Source organism: Rhizobium lusitanum (genome assembly GCF_014189535.1).
GTDB classification, from domain to species: Bacteria; Pseudomonadota; Alphaproteobacteria; order Rhizobiales; family Rhizobiaceae; genus Rhizobium; species Rhizobium lusitanum_C.
In genome coordinates this window covers 1,077,731-1,093,916 of sequence record NZ_CP050307.1, presented here as the reverse complement: position 1 = coordinate 1,093,916, position 16,186 = coordinate 1,077,731, and the positions used below count along the sequence as shown (strand labels likewise).

17 protein-coding genes are annotated in these 16,186 nt (G+C 59.1%); 12 read left to right on the top strand and 5 right to left on the bottom strand.

Translation table 11 applies throughout. The features are described 5' to 3' along the window. Positions 1-227: 227 nt before the first annotated feature. Positions 228-1,688, top strand: a complete 1,461-nt coding sequence (locus tag HB780_RS08080; protein WP_183689501.1) for an amino acid permease — start codon at positions 228-230, stop codon at positions 1,686-1,688. Beyond that, complete coding sequence (locus HB780_RS08075; protein ID WP_183689500.1) at positions 1,685-2,632, top strand: asparaginase; 948 nt, start codon at positions 1,685-1,687, stop codon at positions 2,630-2,632. Before HB780_RS08080 ends, HB780_RS08075 begins: the two co-directional genes overlap by 4 nt. 22 nt (positions 2,633-2,654) lie before the next feature. Here the strand turns inward: HB780_RS08075 and HB780_RS08070 are convergent, their stop codons facing one another. Together HB780_RS08070 and HB780_RS08065 are read right to left on the bottom strand one after the other, a co-directional pair. Further along, positions 2,655-3,455: an arginine deiminase family protein gene (locus tag HB780_RS08070; protein ID WP_183689499.1), complete on the bottom strand. Its 801-nt coding sequence runs from the start codon at positions 3,453-3,455 to the stop codon at positions 2,655-2,657. Between the two features lie 103 nt (positions 3,456-3,558). After that, entirely contained in the window at positions 3,559-4,368 is an 810-nt protein-coding gene (locus HB780_RS08065; protein WP_183689649.1) for a mechanosensitive ion channel family protein, read from the bottom strand. A gap of 250 nt (positions 4,369-4,618) precedes the next feature. On the opposite strand from HB780_RS08065, the gene minC reads away from it, so the two are divergent. Genes minC through minE form a run of 3 tightly spaced genes read left to right on the top strand, consistent with a single transcriptional unit; the run spans position 4,619 to position 6,455 of the window. Next, a complete protein-coding gene (gene minC, locus HB780_RS08060; protein WP_183689498.1) occupies positions 4,619-5,350 on the top strand; it encodes a septum site-determining protein MinC in 732 nt (243 codons plus the stop codon). Positions 5,351-5,382: 32 nt separating this feature from the next. Next, a complete protein-coding gene (minD, locus tag HB780_RS08055) occupies positions 5,383-6,198 on the top strand; it encodes a septum site-determining protein MinD (RefSeq protein ID WP_183689497.1) in 816 nt (271 codons plus the stop codon). Continuing rightward, positions 6,195-6,455, top strand: coding sequence for a cell division topological specificity factor MinE (gene minE, locus HB780_RS08050; RefSeq protein ID WP_183689496.1), 261 nt, complete (start codon positions 6,195-6,197; stop codon positions 6,453-6,455). The genes minD and minE overlap by 4 nt, the downstream gene beginning before the upstream one ends. Before the next feature lie 2 nt (positions 6,456-6,457). Here the strand turns inward: minE and HB780_RS08045 are convergent, their stop codons facing one another. Continuing rightward, positions 6,458-6,853: a hypothetical protein gene (locus tag HB780_RS08045; protein ID WP_183689495.1), complete on the bottom strand. Its 396-nt coding sequence runs from the start codon at positions 6,851-6,853 to the stop codon at positions 6,458-6,460. Between the two features lie 88 nt (positions 6,854-6,941). Between HB780_RS08045 and HB780_RS08040 the strand changes: the two genes are divergently transcribed. After that, on the top strand, positions 6,942-8,687 hold the full coding sequence (locus HB780_RS08040) for a type I secretion system permease/ATPase (RefSeq protein ID WP_183689494.1): 1,746 nt from the start codon (positions 6,942-6,944) through the stop codon (positions 8,685-8,687). Continuing rightward, positions 8,684-9,994 (top strand): HlyD family type I secretion periplasmic adaptor subunit, encoded by a 1,311-nt coding sequence (locus tag HB780_RS08035; protein WP_183689493.1) that lies wholly within the window; start codon positions 8,684-8,686, stop codon positions 9,992-9,994. Before HB780_RS08040 ends, HB780_RS08035 begins: the two co-directional genes overlap by 4 nt. Before the next feature lie 72 nt (positions 9,995-10,066). On the opposite strand, the gene HB780_RS08030 is transcribed toward HB780_RS08035, so the two are convergent. Next, the gene (locus tag HB780_RS08030; RefSeq protein ID WP_183689492.1) at positions 10,067-11,506 is read right to left on the bottom strand and encodes an endo-1,3-1,4-beta-glycanase EglC; all 1,440 of its coding nucleotides are present in this window, start codon (positions 11,504-11,506) and stop codon (positions 10,067-10,069) included. Between the two features lie 305 nt (positions 11,507-11,811). On the opposite strand from HB780_RS08030, the gene msuE reads away from it, so the two are divergent. The 4 genes from msuE (at position 11,812) to HB780_RS08010 (ending at position 14,121) form a co-directional block, all read left to right on the top strand. Further along, positions 11,812-12,372, top strand: coding sequence for an FMN reductase (gene msuE / locus HB780_RS08025; RefSeq protein WP_183689491.1), 561 nt, complete (start codon positions 11,812-11,814; stop codon positions 12,370-12,372). A 62-nt stretch (positions 12,373-12,434) separates the two neighbouring features. Continuing rightward, positions 12,435-12,611, top strand: coding sequence for a hypothetical protein (locus HB780_RS08020; protein WP_286203011.1), 177 nt, complete (start codon positions 12,435-12,437; stop codon positions 12,609-12,611). Between the two features lie 156 nt (positions 12,612-12,767). Beyond that, entirely contained in the window at positions 12,768-13,352 is a 585-nt protein-coding gene (locus tag HB780_RS08015; protein WP_183689489.1) for an RBBP9/YdeN family alpha/beta hydrolase, read from the top strand. 109 nt (positions 13,353-13,461) lie between these two features. Continuing rightward, entirely contained in the window at positions 13,462-14,121 is a 660-nt protein-coding gene (locus HB780_RS08010; RefSeq protein ID WP_183689488.1) for a peroxiredoxin, read from the top strand. A gap of 25 nt (positions 14,122-14,146) precedes the next feature. On the opposite strand, the gene HB780_RS08005 is transcribed toward HB780_RS08010, so the two are convergent. Further along, positions 14,147-15,049: a LysR family transcriptional regulator gene (locus HB780_RS08005; protein ID WP_183689487.1), complete on the bottom strand. Its 903-nt coding sequence runs from the start codon at positions 15,047-15,049 to the stop codon at positions 14,147-14,149. A gap of 93 nt (positions 15,050-15,142) precedes the next feature. Here HB780_RS08005 and HB780_RS08000 point away from each other — a divergent pair, with 93 nt between their 5' ends. Beyond that, positions 15,143-16,177 carry an aldo/keto reductase gene (locus HB780_RS08000; RefSeq protein ID WP_183689486.1) on the top strand — a complete coding sequence of 345 codons (1,035 nt, stop codon included), beginning with the start codon at positions 15,143-15,145 and terminating at the stop codon, positions 16,175-16,177. The last annotated feature ends 9 nt before the right edge of the window (positions 16,178-16,186 follow it).

Sequence of the window (16,186 nt, the reverse complement as noted above, 5' to 3'; positions counted from 1 at the left end):
TGTCCTAAGGTCAATAAGGGTAGATGCCACTTGACGCGCGACTTTCTAAGCGACTATGAGGGAATAAAATCTGTCATGCAGCTTTACAGTTTACAGTGCTGCCTTGAGGTCGGTGATCTGCATTTGTAGTCGCCGGGCAGCGAACGGACAAACCGGGTGCGCTTTTGCTCCCGATGCGGCCAGAGGTCGCCAGCAGAAGAACGAGTTCATTGGGAGGAGAGATATCAATGGAATCAATGAAAACCACATCGGCCGAACGCGAGGTATTTGTCGAGGAAGACCTCGGATACCATAAGGCCCTCAAGCCGAGGCAGATCCAGATGATCGCCATCGGAGGCGCGATCGGCACTGGACTGTTCCTGGGCGCAGGCGGGCGACTTGCCCAAGCCGGCCCCGCGCTGGTCTTCGTCTACGCGCTCTGCGGCTTCTTCGCGTTCCTGGTGCTGCGCGCCCTCGGCGAGTTGATCATGTACCGCCCGAGTTCTGGTTCCTTCGTCTCCTATGCCCGTGAGTTCTACGGCGAGAAGATGGCATTTGCAGCAGGTTGGATGTACTGGCTGAACTGGGCGATGACGTCGGTTGCCGACGTGACCGCCGTCGCGCTCTACATGAACTTCTTCAAGCATTACGTTCCGTGGCTGGCGGGGGTGGATCAGTGGGTATTCGCCCTGACGGCACTTCTGGTCGTCCTGGCGATGAACATGCTGTCGGTTAAGGTGTTTGGCGAGCTTGAATTCTGGTTCAGCCTGATCAAGGTTGTGGCCCTTGTGACCTTCCTGGTCGTCGGTATCTACTTCGTCGTGTTCGGAACCCCTTTGGAGGGCCACACCGTCGGTTTCAGCATCATCACTGACAATGGCGGCTTCTTCCCCAACGGTATCTTGCCTGCCTTCGTCATCATTCAGGGGGTTGTGTTTGCATACGCCTCGGTCGAACTGATCGGCACCACGGCAGGCGAAACCGCCGATCCTCGTAAGGTCATCCCGGGCGCCATCCGTACCGTTGTCGCACGTCTTCTGATTTTCTATGTCGGCTCGGTACTGCTGCTCTCGCTTCTCCTGCCCTACACGGCCTATAAAGCCGGCGAGAGCCCCTTCGTGACCTTCTTCGGCTCCATCGGGGTAGAGGGTGCCGACGTCATCATGAACCTCGTGGTTTTGACCGCTGTGCTTTCCTCGCTCAATGCAGGTCTTTATTCGACGGGCCGCATTCTTCACTCGATGGCCGTGTCGGGCTCCGCTCCCGCCGCACTCGCGAAGATGAACAAGGCTGGCGTGCCTTATGGCGGCATTGCGGTGACCGCGGCCGTAACCGTTCTTGGCGTGGCACTGAATGCTGTCGTGCCCGCCGCAGCCTTCGAGATCGCGCTCAGCCTGTCCGCTCTCGGAATCATCTGCGCATGGGGCGTCATCGTGCTTTGCCAACTCAAGCTATGGCACCTGTCGCGTCGCGGCGAGCTGGTCCGGCCTGACTTCCGCATGTTCGGTGCGCCCTATACCGGCATTCTCACGCTCGTCTTCCTCTTCGGCGTGCTCGTGCTCATGGCCTTCGACTATCCGGTCGGCACCTGGACCATCGCTTCGCTTATAGTCATCATTCCGGCGCTGATTGCCGGATGGTATCTGCTGCGCGAGCGTATCCATCGCTTGGCCGGCGAACGCACAGTCAGCGCGGAAGCGCCGCGTTGAACGGGCAACAAATCAATCCACTGGTGGCAGTCATCGCCACCGGTGGCACCATCGCGAGCAAGCGTGGCGCCGATGGCGCCAGCACCCCCAGCTTGACGGGCGAGGATCTTCTAGCGCTTGTTCCGGAGGTCAACGCCCGGCTGCAACCCATTGATCTGATGTCGAAAGACTCGGCCAGTCTAACGCTGGTCGATATGCAGAAGATCAGCGAAGCCGTAAGACAGCAGCTTGATGACCCGGCCATTGCCGGCGTCGTCATCCTCCATGGTACCGATGCGATGGAGGAGACCGCGCTGCTTGTGCACCTGCAGCACGCAATCACCAAGCCTGTCGTTTTCACCGGCGCGCAATTCACCGCCGATCATCCGCAGGCAGACGGGCCGGCTAATCTCGCATTGGCGATCAAAGCCGCCACGGAGCAAGACAACGCCGGTCAAGGCGCTCTCGTATCCTTCGGCGGCAGGCTTCTACCCGCATGGGGTGTTTACAAGCGCAGCGCGGATGAGCCCGACGCATTTCGCTCGGCGCGACCGATCGGACATGTTGGAAGCCCGCATCTGTCCAAGTCGGTCGCAGGCATCCGCGTCGATATAGTCGCGGTCTATCCCGGCTGCGACGCCACCCATATCCAGGCTAGTCTCAATGCGGGCGCCAATGGAATTGTGCTTGCCGCACTCGGTTCCGGCAATGCCAATCCAGACATCATCGAGGCCGTAAGGCGCTGCACGGACAGTGACGTTCCGGTCGTCGTCTCGAGCCGGGTGCCGGAAGGTCTTCTGGTGTCGAGTTATGGCGGCGGCGGAGGCGGGCATGATCTTGCCGTTGCCGGCGCAATTCACTCGCGCACACTTCGGCCCGGCCAAGCTCGCATCCTGCTCGCAACGCTCATTGCCGCACGAAGCCCGGTCGAACGGATCTCCCAGGCCTTCGGCGACCGTCCCTAACCCTGGCGGGCTCCGTCCGGCGTTAGTTGCCGTCGCGATACCAGCGGAGCGACATGCAGGAAAGGCCTGCGTCGATCATTTCGATCTGCGTCGTCGCCACCGGTATGACCTTGTAACCGTGCTTGTCGAGAAACTCGAGGCTGCGCGGATATGCGGAAGGGACCATGAGGATGTCGTTGATCCGCAGCGCGTTGGCCGCCGGCTCTTCGCCCTCCGGGATGATGATCTGCTTGTAATCCTTGAAGACGCCGGAGCGGGCGAGGCGGGCGGTCGAAAGCATGGTTTCGTCGTCGAGCAGCGAGCAGGCGGTCTTGAAATGAAGCACGCCTTCCGGCGTGGCAACCAATTCCGCCTTGTGGCCAAGCTTGTCGAGGCAGCCGATGAGTGCTTCGGCGCCGGCTCTGTCTGTTCGTGCCGAAAGGCCGATCATGACGCCCTTCGGCGTTGGCAGAATATCGCCGCCGTCAGCAAACCCCACTGGCAGATCAAGCACGGTTCCAAACATGTCGCGCAAGGTGGGGGCGAGCTCAGCTGCTTCACCGGAGCGGCTAGCCGCGCCGGGACGCAGCAGGATCGCGCCTTCGGTAAAGACGAGTGCTGGGTCTTCAACGAAGATGGAGTCGGGGAAGGATTCGAGCGCCGGCAGGACGGTCACCTCAACGCCAGCAGTGCGCAACACCGCGATATAGGCATCATGCTCAGCCTTCACGGCCTCATAGGTCGGGCTGCCGCGCTCCTCGGCGCGCAGACCGTCAACGACCGAGCGTGATGGTTCGCGAACAATGGCGGAATTGAAATGATAGACTGATTTGCTTGGCGACATTTCTGGATACCTTCTTCTTCCGTTCCGGCGCTTGCTTCCGACTCAACCGTTGCCGTGCATCTAAGCGGAATTTGCCTGCAATGACAGGTGGCGACTCGCGAGCCTATGCGACGGTAATTTCCTTATCCGCAAGCGCGGTTCTCATCCGCTCGATCAGATCGTGGCGGGTCTCTGTCCAGTCGCTGGTCTTGACCCAGTACTCTATCTTCAATGTCGTCTTTTCGGCCGTCAGTTCGTCGGAATAGACACGGGCAGCAGGGCTGCTCCTCACGCGGCGATCATCGGTGATGACGTCAAGAATGGTTTTCGAGGCGAGCCTTAGGTTGGCATCGTCACTGATGGCGACCGACAATTCCTGCCGGCGATTGGGTTCGCGGCTATGATTGATGATCGGCGTATTCCACAGCGTCGAATTAGGTGCCAGCAGATAGAGGCCATCGGCGGTACGCAGTTGGGTAGCGAACAACCCGACTTCGACGATTTTGCCGCTAACGGCGGAGGCTTCTATGTACTCGCCGACGCGAAAGGGACGCAGTGCGAGCAGCATGATTCCGGCCGCGATGTTTTGTAGCGTCCCTTGAAGGGCGAGCCCGATGGCTAGGCCGGCGGCGCCCAATGTCGCAACGATCGAGGTGGTCTGGACGCCGAACTGTCCAAGGACCGTGACGAAGACGAGAATCAGCAGCCCGTAGTGGAGCGCCTTCTCGAAGAATCGGGCCAGTGTTTCGTCGATTCCGTGAATTTTCGAGATGCCTTTGTAAGCCCATCGACTGATGACCCTGGCAAGAATCCAGCCACCGGCAAGCAGCACAATCGCTCCCAAAGTCGAAAAGCCGTAGTGAACGATCAGGGCGCTTGCCTGACTGAGCGCCGTCTGCGTGGCAATGAATGCGTTGGTGGCTTGATTTTCCATTCTACTCATACCTTTCAGGCCATTGATGGTCACGGCCAAGGAACCCTCTGAAGCCGAACCGGTTCCGCCTTGGTGCCTTTCCACGATGGCAAATGCAATGGCGGAGGTCGCCATATCGCCCAAAATATGGACTGTAGGCGAGGCGCCATTTTAGGGTTTTGAGGCTGCTGCGCTTTACGGTTTATGGTGCGAAATTAACTATTTGTTAACCATGGCATTGGTACACAATATCAACGATTTATTTACATAGATGACCAAAGTGATAACAGACCCTCGCTCCATTCGCATCAAGGGCCGCTCCTTTCTGGCGGTCATGCTTTCTCCGGACCTTCCGTTCGATAACTGGCTGATAAGACTGGATGATCTTGCTGCGCGCTCGGCCGGATTTTTCCTTGGAAGACCGGTCGTTCTCGACGTGACGGATCTGCCGATCGACCGTTCGCAGCTAAAGGAGCTCATCGCGGAGCTTGGCCAGCGCAACGTCAGTATCATGGGAATCGAGGGTGCGCGTCCGTCGATCCTGGGTCCAGGCATGCCTGCCGCTCTCAAGGGTGGCCGGGCAGGTTCCGACTTCGAGGTTCCCGAGAAGGAGCCGGCCGTCGAAGTTCAGGCGAGGCCGGTGTCAGCCGAGGCTCGTCCGGCAGTTCAGTCGGTTCAGTCCCTCACGATCAGGGAGCCCGTGCGCTCTGGTCAGTCGATCATCTTCCCGGAAGGTGACGTCACTATCGTCGGATCCGTTGCTTCGGGAGCGGAGATCGTCGCCGGCGGTTCGATCCATATCTATGGAACCTTGCGCGGCCGGGCCATGGCGGGATCGTTGGGCAAGGCATCAGCGCATATCTTCTGCCGCAAGCTCGAGGCCGAGCTGGTTGCCATCGACGGCATCTACAAGATGGCGGAAGACATGCCCGCAAACCTTCGCGGGCAGGCCGTCCAGCTCTGGCTGGAAGACGATGCGATCAAAGCAGAGAAACTTATCTGAGCCGGAAACCGGTCAGGAAACAGGAGAGCAAGATGGGGAAAGTCATCGTAGTGACGTCAGGCAAGGGCGGGGTTGGCAAGACGACCTCGACTGCCGCGCTCGGAGCGGCCCTGGCGCAAAGAAATGAGAAAGTGGTCGTCGTCGATTTCGACGTCGGGCTGCGCAATCTCGATCTGGTCATGGGCGCGGAACGCAGGGTCGTCTACGATCTCGTCAATGTCATTCAGGGCGATGCCAAGCTTCCGCAGGCGCTGATCCGCGACAAGCGGCTGGAAACTCTGTTTCTGCTGCCCGCATCGCAGACCCGCGACAAGGACAATCTGACGCCCGAGGGTGTGGAGCGCGTGATAAACGAGCTGAGGCAGCATTTCGACTGGATCATCTGCGACAGCCCGGCTGGGATCGAGCGCGGCGCTACGCTTGCAATGCGTCACGCCGATACTGCGGTGGTCGTCACTAATCCGGAAGTCTCCTCGGTGCGCGATTCGGATCGCATCATCGGGCTGCTCGACTCGAAGACACTCAAGGCCGAGCGCGGCGAGCGCATGGAAAAACATCTGCTGCTCACCCGCTACGATGCCAATCGCGCCGAGCGCGGCGATATGCTCAAGGTCGACGACGTTCTCGAAATCCTGTCCATCCCACTTCTCGGCATCATTCCGGAAAGCATGGACGTTCTGCGTGCCTCCAATATCGGCGCCCCCGTCACGCTTGCCGATAGCCGCAGCGCGCCTGCCATGGCTTATTTCGATGCTGCTCGTCGGCTTGCCGGCGAGATTGTACCGATCACGATTCCCGGCGAAAAGCGGAACATTTTCGGCAAGATCTTCGGACGGAGGGCGGCATGAACATTTTTCGTCTTTTTGGAAAGCAAAGGACTGCGCCGGCAGCGCGAGAACGTTTGCAACTGCTTCTGGCCCACGAACGCTCTTCAGTGGGATCGGATCTGGTGTTTCTGCTGCGCGAGGAAATTCTTGCCGTGATCGAAAAGCATGTGCAGCTCGACAGGGACAAGGTACGGGTGACGATGGATTGCAACGAGCATGTCTCGACGCTGGAAATCGACGTTGAGATCCCATTGAGTGCAACCGTGCGGGCGGCCTGAGGTCAGGTTACGGGCAGGCGAGTAGCAAGGCTTCGGCGTTTTCTCAAAGAAAGCCTATTTGATCCTCCGGCCATCTGCCGGGGGATTTTTGCATGACGGAGCGGAGGGGCGACGTTGCCTTGAAATCGGGTGCTAGCAAGCCGACCATCATGATTTCCACCATGACATGTTTGATCGATCGTGTGTCGCAACCGGACAATGTGCCATGATGGAACATGGCCCGAAATCCTAAGGTAGGGTTCACCGAAATTGGATTCGGCATAAATTTCGACTTCATAAAATGCAAATAATATTCGATACTTGTAGATAGCGCAGCCGCTCTCAGGCTGCGGATCAGGCAAGGGGCCGCAGGCAGTTTCCATCGTTACAATCGGAATGTCGTTGGCTTTTTGCGTCATTCCGGTCTCCCGGCTTGACAGGGGACGATGGGACAATGATGCGGATCCTTTGTTGCCGTCCAACGGCTAACTTAAGGATAGAAGCAACGTGCTTGCTGTTGCGAAAGAACCACCGCAAACATTTGTCTTCCTGATGCTTTCGTCGCTTCGAAAGGCATTCTTCAGCATCGCGGTCGCCAGTGCGGCGATCAATGTGCTGGCGCTTACCGGCTCGTTCTTCATGCTGCAGGTCTACGATCGGGTCATTCCCGGCCGTAGTCTTCCGACGCTGGCGGGCCTCGCGATTATCGCCGCGACCCTCTTCATATTTCAGGGAGCGCTGGAGCTGCTACGCTCGATGCTGCTTGCGCGTGTCGGCGCATCCCTTGATGAACGGATGAACCGGAAGGTTTTCGGCTCGCTCGTTCTTCTGCCGACCAAAATGCAAACGTCCGACGATGGGCTCCAGTCCGTTCGCGATCTGGAGCAGGTCCGCTCGTTCCTGTCCGGAGCAGGCTGCGCGGCGCTGTTTGATCTGCCCTGGATGCCGTTTTACCTGGCCCTGTGCTTCCTGTTCCATTTCTGGATCGGCGTCACCGCGCTTTGCGGTGCCATTCTGCTTGTTATTCTGACTGTGCTTGCCGAGGTGCTGTCGCATCGGCCAGCACTCGAAGCCGCCAAATCGTCGGCTGCCCGTCTCAGCTTCGCGCAGGCCGCGCGACGAAACTGGGAAGCCGTGGCCGCTATGGGCTTCAGCGGTCGTCTCACCGAAAAATGGGCGGCGATGAACGAGGGCTATCTCGCAAATCAGCTAGCTGCGAGCAACATTGCCGGCACGCTGACCACAATTGCGAAGATATCGCGGATGATGCTTCAGTCCGGTGTTCTGGCCGTCGGCGCCATCCTCGTCATCGACCAGCAGGCAACGGGCGGGATCATCATCGCAAGTTCGATCATGGTCACCCGCGCGCTTGCTCCGGTCGAGCTTGCTATCGGACAATGGAAGGGCTTTGTGGCCGCCCGGCAAAGCTGGGCGCGTCTGAATAAGCTTCTAAACCTGATCCCGAACGAACAGTGGGCGGTTGCCCTGCCGACGCCACAGAAAGATCTCAGCGTCGAGAATATCGGCCTGACCTCGCCGGGAAGCCGCGAATTCATCCTGCGCAATATCTCGTTCAAGATATCGGCGGGAACGGTGCTCGGCGTCGTGGGTCCAAGCGCTTCGGGGAAATCGTCGCTCGCCAGGGCGATCACCGGACTTTGGCCGGTCACCATCGGCGCGATCAGGATCGATCAGGCGGCGCTGTCGCAATGGGAGCCGAGCGAACTTGGGCGGCATGTCGGATATCTTCCGCAGGATGTCGGCCTGTTCGACGGCTCGATTGCCGAAAACATTTCCCGCTTCGCCGAGGACATGCAGCCCGAGCCGATCATCGCGGCCGCAAAGGCGGCCGGCGTATACGACATGATCGTCAAGCTGCCGGATGGATTTGATACCGTTATCGGCGAGGGCGGCTCGCGGCTGTCCGCCGGTCAAAGGCAGCGTATTGCCTTGGCGCGCGCACTTTATGGCGACCCATTCCTGGTGGTTCTCGACGAGCCGAATTCCAATCTGGATGCCGAAGGGGAGGCCTCCCTGACCAAAGCCCTGCTCGGCGTGCGGGCGCGGGGCGGCATTGCCGTCGTCGTCGCGCATAGGCCGAGCGCGCTTGCGGCCGCTGATAAGGTCATGATCATTGCCAACGGCCAAATGCAGGCTTTTGGACCGAAGGATGAGGTACTTGGCACATCCCCGAAACCTTCTGGGACCGGGCCAGTCCGACTGATGATCGCCGGCGAGGATGTGAGCGGATGAAGAGCACGAGCCTGTCTTCCACCGAGCGAGCCATCCGTCGCCTTTCCATGTTCGTGCTGGCGACGATCCTTCTCCTGTTCGGCATCATGGGCGGCCTTGCGGCGGCGACAAAGATTTCGGGGGCGGTCATCTCCTCCGGCACGCTGGTCGTCGACAGCCACGTAAAGCCCGTTCAACACCTCAAGGGAGGCATTGTCAGCGCAATCAGCGTGAAGAACGGCGACCGCGTTGACGCCGGTCAGGTCTTGATTCGCCTGGATGATACGCAAACCAGAGCCAGTCTCGCGATTTTCAGGAAGCGCCTGAATGAACTTGCCGCGCGTACGGCGCGGCTGGTGGCGGAGCGCGATGGCAAGGACGCGATAGCGTTCCCGGCAGATTTGTTGTCCAACGGCGGCGATGGTGACGTGAATAACATATTGGCCGGCGAGCAACGCCTCTTCAATGATCGGTTGGCATCGAGACAAGGCCAGAAGTCCCAGTTGCGCGAGAGAATTCAGCAGTTGAAGCAGGAAGTCGAAGGCCTTGTCGCGCAGGAGAACGGCAAGCGGATCGAGATCCAACTTGTCGGCAAGGAGCTCGGCAGCCTCCAGCAATTGCTGGCTCAAGGCATCATTTCGGCGACGAAGGTCTATTCGTTGCAGAGGGACAGCGCCCGGTTGACGGGGGAACTCGGCAATCTCGTTTCGTCGATCGCGCAGACCAATGGCAAGATAACCGAGACCGAACTCCAGATCATTCAGATCGATAACGATCGCAGTTCGGAGGTTTCCGATCAGCTGCGGCAGGCCGAGAGCGATACGGGGCAGTTTTCGGAACGATTGATCGCCGTTGAGGACGATCTGAAGCGGATAGACATCAGGGCGCCGCAAGCCGGGATCGTCGATCAATTGAACGTCCATGCGGCGGGTGCGGTGATCGGGCCGGCGGAAACGATCATGCAGATCGTGCCGGACAAGGACGCGCTTGTCGCCGAACTGAAGCTCGCGCCACAGGATATTGCTCATATTACCGTCGGGCAGGTCGTCGCCTTGCGCTTTTCCGCTTTCAATCAGCGCATCACGCCCGAGCTGAATGGTCGCGTCGACACCATCTCGGCGGATCTGACGACCGATCAGCATTCGGGCCAGAGCTACTATGTCGTTCGTGCCAAAGCGTCGAAGGAGGAATGGGACCGGCTGGGTGATCTGACGCCGCTTCCCGGCATGCCGGTGGAAGCCTTCATGCAGACCGGCTCGAGAAGCGTTCTTGCCTATTTGACGAAGCCGATGACCGATCAGATCAAGCGGGCGTTCAAAGGGAATTAAAGCGCGCTTTCGAAACTGCGCGGCCGCGATTGTAAACGGCCGCGCCGGGTGCCTAATGCGTCCTGGATCTCATCATATATGCCAGTCAGCCGTATGGGTGGACTGGACCGCCGAAGCCGTCTGCGCCGTGTGATCATCCAGCGAATAGGCCTTGATATAGTCGATCTTCATTTCCGACCCCTCGTTCTTCAGGGTGTCTCCCGGCGTACCGGCAATGCCGCCGACGGCGAGATTGACCAGCATAAACATGGGGCTGTTCATGTCGCTCGGCGTGTCGGCATGCGCTACGGCGACGTCGTCGAAATACCAGACGATCTGGTCCTGATCCCAGAGCACGCCGTAGGTGTGGAAGCCGTCTGTGCTGGGAACTGACACGGGGATGGATTCCATCGTGTGCTCGCCCGTCGCGTTCGAATGCGCCGTCACATGGACCGTGTTCGGATCCTGCCCGCGCATTTCCACCACATCGAGTTCCGGCGGCCAAGACCCGTCTTCCGGCAGCAGCCAGAAAGCCGGCCACGCGCCCTGATCATGCGGCATCTCTGCCCGCATTTCGAAATATCCGTAGGTCTGGGAGAACGAAGAGTAGCTGGTCAGGATACCGGACGTATAATCATGATCCTCCACGACCGATTTCAGCGCATCGGGCGTCGCTTTGGCGCTGATCGTCAAAACGCCGTCGGAAACTGAAAACGGATTGACCGACGAGGTCGGCGCGTAGGACGGGTTGACATACCATTGCAACTCATCGTTCAGGCTACTGCCCTTGTCCGGCGCCCAATGAAACTTCGCTTCCCAGGTGCCCTGCGTCCCGTCGCTGAGGGAAAGCGAGTTGAAGTCGTCCGAAAAGGTTTGCGTCAGCGAGGAACGGTCGAGGCCGAGTTGAAACTGATCTTCGTGAAGATCAGCGACGGTCTTGTTGGCGAAAACCAGGCTCTCGCCATTTCCCAGATCCAGCCGCAGATTGGCGCCTTCCTGGGTGGTATGGCTGGCGACCTGATCGAAGGAGGTCAGCCCGTACTGGTTCAGGCGCACCTTGTCGTCGTCACTGAAATCGGTGATCAGGTCGCTGCCATTACCCTTGGAGATGATGAAGGTATCAGCCCCGCCGCCGCCGGTCAGCACATCGTTGCCGGCGCCACCATCGATGGTCTGGCTGCCTGAGCCGCCGGTAATGATATTGTCGGCGCTGTTGCCATAGGCATGACGGTTGTTGCCGGTCACCGTCAGATTCTCGAAATTGTCCGGGAGAGTATAGTCCATCCAGGTGCTGATGGTATCGATGCCGCCATTGGGCGCTTCGTAGGCATGATTGATGCTGGAATAGAGATAGTAGATATCGTCGCCGGTACCGCCATGCATCGTCACGTTGACGGAGGCGTCGCCCCACATGGAATCATTTCCATCGGTGCCGTAGAGCGTTGGGCCGGAACCCGTGGCGGAGAAGAAACCTGTCGACGTTCCGCTGTAATAAAGCGGCTGGCCCAGGGCATTGAGAACACTAGCGGTCATCGGCAATCTCTTCCGTTGCGTTAGGTTGTCTCCTCCACAAAGCCAACATTTTCGCGCCTCATTTTGCGAGATAGGGCCGTGTACGTTGTCGCCCAGCCCCTCGGCAAAATTTTTTGCATTTCAAGGTGGAAATATTGCCTGCCTGCGCGGGTCGCGCGCGCTGGCGACTGAAACAGAGCCACCATGGACGGAACAGATTTCCCGTTTTCCGGGCAAGGAGAGACGGTCGTTCCTTTTAATCTATCATTTTCATAGACAATATTCGTTCAATGGAAAGCTCGTTCGAAGCTCGGAAAGGAATGAGAATGGTTGCCCGCAAACTCGTCGGCATCGCTGGTAGTTTCAATCGCCCGTCGAAGACATATGCACTCGTGCAGAACGTGGCCGAACTGGCGACCAACCAGTATGGTTTTGCGAGCAGCATCTATGATCTGAGCGATGTCGGCCCGTCGCTCGGTGCCGCCCAATGGCGCAAGGATCTGGACGATCAGGCGAAGCGGGTGATCGAGGATATCGTCGCCTCGGATGTGCTCGTCATCGGCTCGCCCACTTACAAGGGATCCTATCCCGGCCTCTTCAAGCACCTTATCGATCTCATCGATCCGCATGAGCTACGCGCCAAGCCGATCATCATCACGGCAACGGGCGGCGGCGATCGCCATGCGCTGATGGTGGAACATCAACTGCGGCCGCTCTTCGGCTTCTTCATGGCGCACACGCTGCCGACAGCCGTCTACGCCTCGGATCGTGATTTCACCGATTACAAGATTTCGTCCGAACCGCTTTCCAAACGCATCGACGAGGTGGTCGGCGAGCTCTCGGCCTTCTTTCCCGGCGCGACCGCGCTGCTTGCCGCAGCCGAATGAACGATCGTCCGACGGCAACATCTTTTACCTGAGCAAATTGGATCAACGAGATGGAGGATAGCATGAAATTCGATGTCATCACCCGCTTGAAGACGGCCTTTGGCCAGCTGTGGATTCACTGGAAGGATGAGCCTCTTCATCTGATCGACAGAACGGCTGCCGCCGACGACGGTCGGGAGCCGTCGGCGCGTGACTACGAGCTCTACTTCTGGTGCTCTACGCCGATCGCCTGGTATTGAGGGGAGCGCGCGATGGCTCTGGCTTTCGATCTCCGGCGACCGGTTGCAAGACGCGTCCCGAGTGACATTCGATCCCGTCTCGTTCACGGTGTCGAAGTTTGCACCGTCGTCTCCTCCTTCATCTTTCTGTTCGCGCTTGTGGCGGGGGCATTCTGAATGAGCAGGGTGCTGATATTGCCGGGCCTGTCAGGATCGGGCGAAGGGCATTGGCAGCGCTATTGGCTGCAGGATCAACCGGACGGCCATGTGGTGGAGCAGGATGACTGGGATCGTCCGAACCTTCGTGATTGGATGGAGAAACTCGAAGCGGCGCTGGAGGAAGCAGGCGATGCCTACATCGTTGCCCATAGTCTCGGCTGCCTGCTGGCTGCCCGACTGGCGAGCCGGCCGGCTGCGCGACGGGTGAAGGGCGCGCTGCTTGTTGCGCCCTGTGATCTGCCCACGACGGAAACGCTGCATGCGGGGCAGGTCTCTTTCGGCACCATGCCTACCGAAACTCTGCCATTTCCCAGCATGACGATCGGCAGCCTCAACGATATCTACATGACGCTAGACCGCCTTACGATGTTCGGGCGTCTCTGGAACTCAGACATCAAGAATATCGGCCTTGCGGGCCATATCAATGTCGCAAGCGGTTTCGGACGCTGGCCGAGCGGCTATGTTCTGCTGGATACGCTGAAAGCGCGCGCCCGGCATCGGAGGCCGTATGTTTCTCCATCCGTGTCCGCCGCGACCGCTTGATGAGACTTTTCTTTGAAAGCATTCATCGTCATTCTGCGGCGGATTTCTTTTGCCCAATATGTGTCGCCGATCATTTGACAGCGACTGCCCTATATTTGGAGGACCGATCATGAGCCTGCGTATCAACGATATCGCACCGGATTTTACCGCAGACACGTCACAGGGACCTATCCAGTTCCATGACTGGATAGGCGGCGGCTGGGCGGTGCTGTTCTCGCACCCCAAGAACTTCACGCCGGTCTGCACGACTGAACTCGGGGCTATGGCAGGTCTTGAGCAGGAGTTTGCGAAACGCGGCGTCAAGGTCATCGGCATTTCCGTCGATCCGGTCGAAAGCCATGCCAAATGGAAGGGCGACATTAAGACTGCCACCGGTTTCGATGTCGAATATCCACTGATCGGCGACAAGGATCTCAAGGTTGCCAAGTTGTATGACATGCTGCCGGCCGGCGCTGGCGAAAGCTCTGAAGGACGCACGCCTGCCGACAATGCTACGGTGCGTTCGGTCTTCGTCATCGGGCCGGACAAGAAGATCAAGCTGATCCTCACCTATCCGATGACGACGGGCCGCAACTTCAACGAAATCCTGCGCGCCATCGACTCCATCCAGCTGACGGCAAAGCACCAGGTCGCCACGCCGGCGAACTGGCAGCAGGGTGAGGATGTCATCATCACCGCAGCCGTATCCAACGAGGATGCTGTCACTCGCTTTGGTTCGTTCGATACCGTGCTACCCTATTTGCGCAAGACCAAGCAGCCGGCGCTCTGAATGCGCCGTAAGCCAAGCAGGCTCTTCACAGCCTGACATTGTCGTGCAGGAAATCCAGAACCGCCCGCACGCGCGCCGGAAGCGGGCCGCCCTGGCCGATATGGACGGCATAGAATTCCTCGCCATCGCCGGGGTTGATGTTTTCAAGCACCGGTGCCAGCCGGCCGGCCTCGATATCGGCTTTGACCGTGAAAACGGGAAGCCGCGCCAGGCAGGCGCCCGCGAGCGCCAGATGGCGCATGGCTTCGCCATCGCCGACCTGCAGGCCCGGCGTAACGGGAACCGTTATTGTCTTGCCGGCGTTTTGCATAGGCCAACCCTCCATGGCGCGCGCATAGGCAAAGCCGATGCGGCAGTGCTTCTGGAGTTCGTCGATTGATTTGGGCGTTCCATGACGCCGGAGGTAGTCCGACGAGGCGACGATGATCTTGCGGGTCGTGCCGAGTTTGCGGGCGGTCAGGCTGGAGTTCTTGAGCGGACCGGTGCGGATCGCAACGTCGGCACGTTCCTCCATTAAGTCCACGACCCTGTCGGTATGAACAATCTCGAGCGAGACGGCAGGGTATAGCGCCATGAAAGACGGAATGAGCGGCGCCAGCACATGGTTGCCGAAGGAGCCGCTGGTATTGATGTGGATGGGTCCGGCAGCCTGTTCGCCCGCCGAGGCATAACGCTCGGCCTCGGCGATGTCGGCAAGGATCGCTATGCTGCGCTCATAAAAGGCGCATCCCTCCGGTGTCAGTTGCAGCTTTCGTGTCGAGCGATTAATCAGCCGCGCGCCAAGCCGCGCTTCAAGACGGGCGACCAATTTGCTGACGGCGGAGGGTGTCATGCGGCAGGCCGCCGCTGCGGCGGTGAAACCACCGAGCTCGATGGCGCGCACGAAGACTTCCATCTCGCCGGAGCGATTAATGTCCTGACGGCTCATGATGAATTCAAATCATAAATGAGTTTCTTATGGGCAATCTATATCACGTTGGGTGGAGCGTCTATCTCAGTTGGAACAACAGGAGACAGAGCCATGGAATATAGAAATCTCGGCGCATCCGGCCTTCGGGTGCCGGTCTTGAGCTTTGGAGCCGGCACCTTCGGTGGCAGCGGTCCGCTGTTTGGTGCCTGGGGGACGACTGATGCGGTAGAAGCACGCCGTCTTGTCGATATCTGCCTGGAGGCGGGCGTCAATCTCTTCGATACGGCGGATGTCTATTCCGCCGGCGCATCGGAGGACGTGCTGGGTCAGGCGATCCGGGGCCGTCGCGATGCCGTTCTGATCTCGACCAAGACAGCGCTTCCGACCGGCGACGGGCCAGCCGATTGGGGCACGTCGCGCTCCCGGCTGATCAGATCCGTGGACGACGCCCTGCGCCGTCTCGGAACCGAATATATCGATCTGCTGCAATTGCATGCTTTTGATGCCTCAACGCCGATAGAGGAGGTGCTTTCCACACTCGATGGTCTCGTGAAAGCGGGCAAGCTCCGCTATGTCGGCGCTTCCAATTTCGCCGGCTGGGAACTGATGAAGTCGCTGGCCGTCTCGGAGAAACATGCCTATCCCCGCTATGTCGCCCACCAAGTCTACTACTCGCTTGCGGGCCGCGACTATGAATGGGAGTTGATGCCGCTTGCCGCCGATCAGAATGTCGGTGCGCTCGTCTGGAGCCCGCTTGCCTGGGGGCGGTTGACCGGCAAAATCCGCCGTGGCCAACCTCTTCCGGAGAAAAGCCGGCTGCACGAAACGGCTAGCTTTGGCCCGCCGGTGGATGATGAAAAGCTCTTCGATATTGTCGAGGTGCTTCACGAAATCGCAGCCGAGACCGGCAAAACCGTGCCGCAGATCGCCATCAATTGGCTCATAGGTCGCCCGACCGTTTCAAGCGTCATCATCGGCGCGCGGAACGAGGAGCAGCTTCGGCAGAACCTCGGAGCCGTCGGCTGGTCGTTGTCGAAAGAGCAGGTTGGCAAGCTCGATAAAGTGAGCGCGGCGCTGTCGCCCTATCCATATTTCCCTTATAGGAATCAGGAAGGATTTGCTAAGTTAAATCCGCCGCTTACCTGACTTATATGA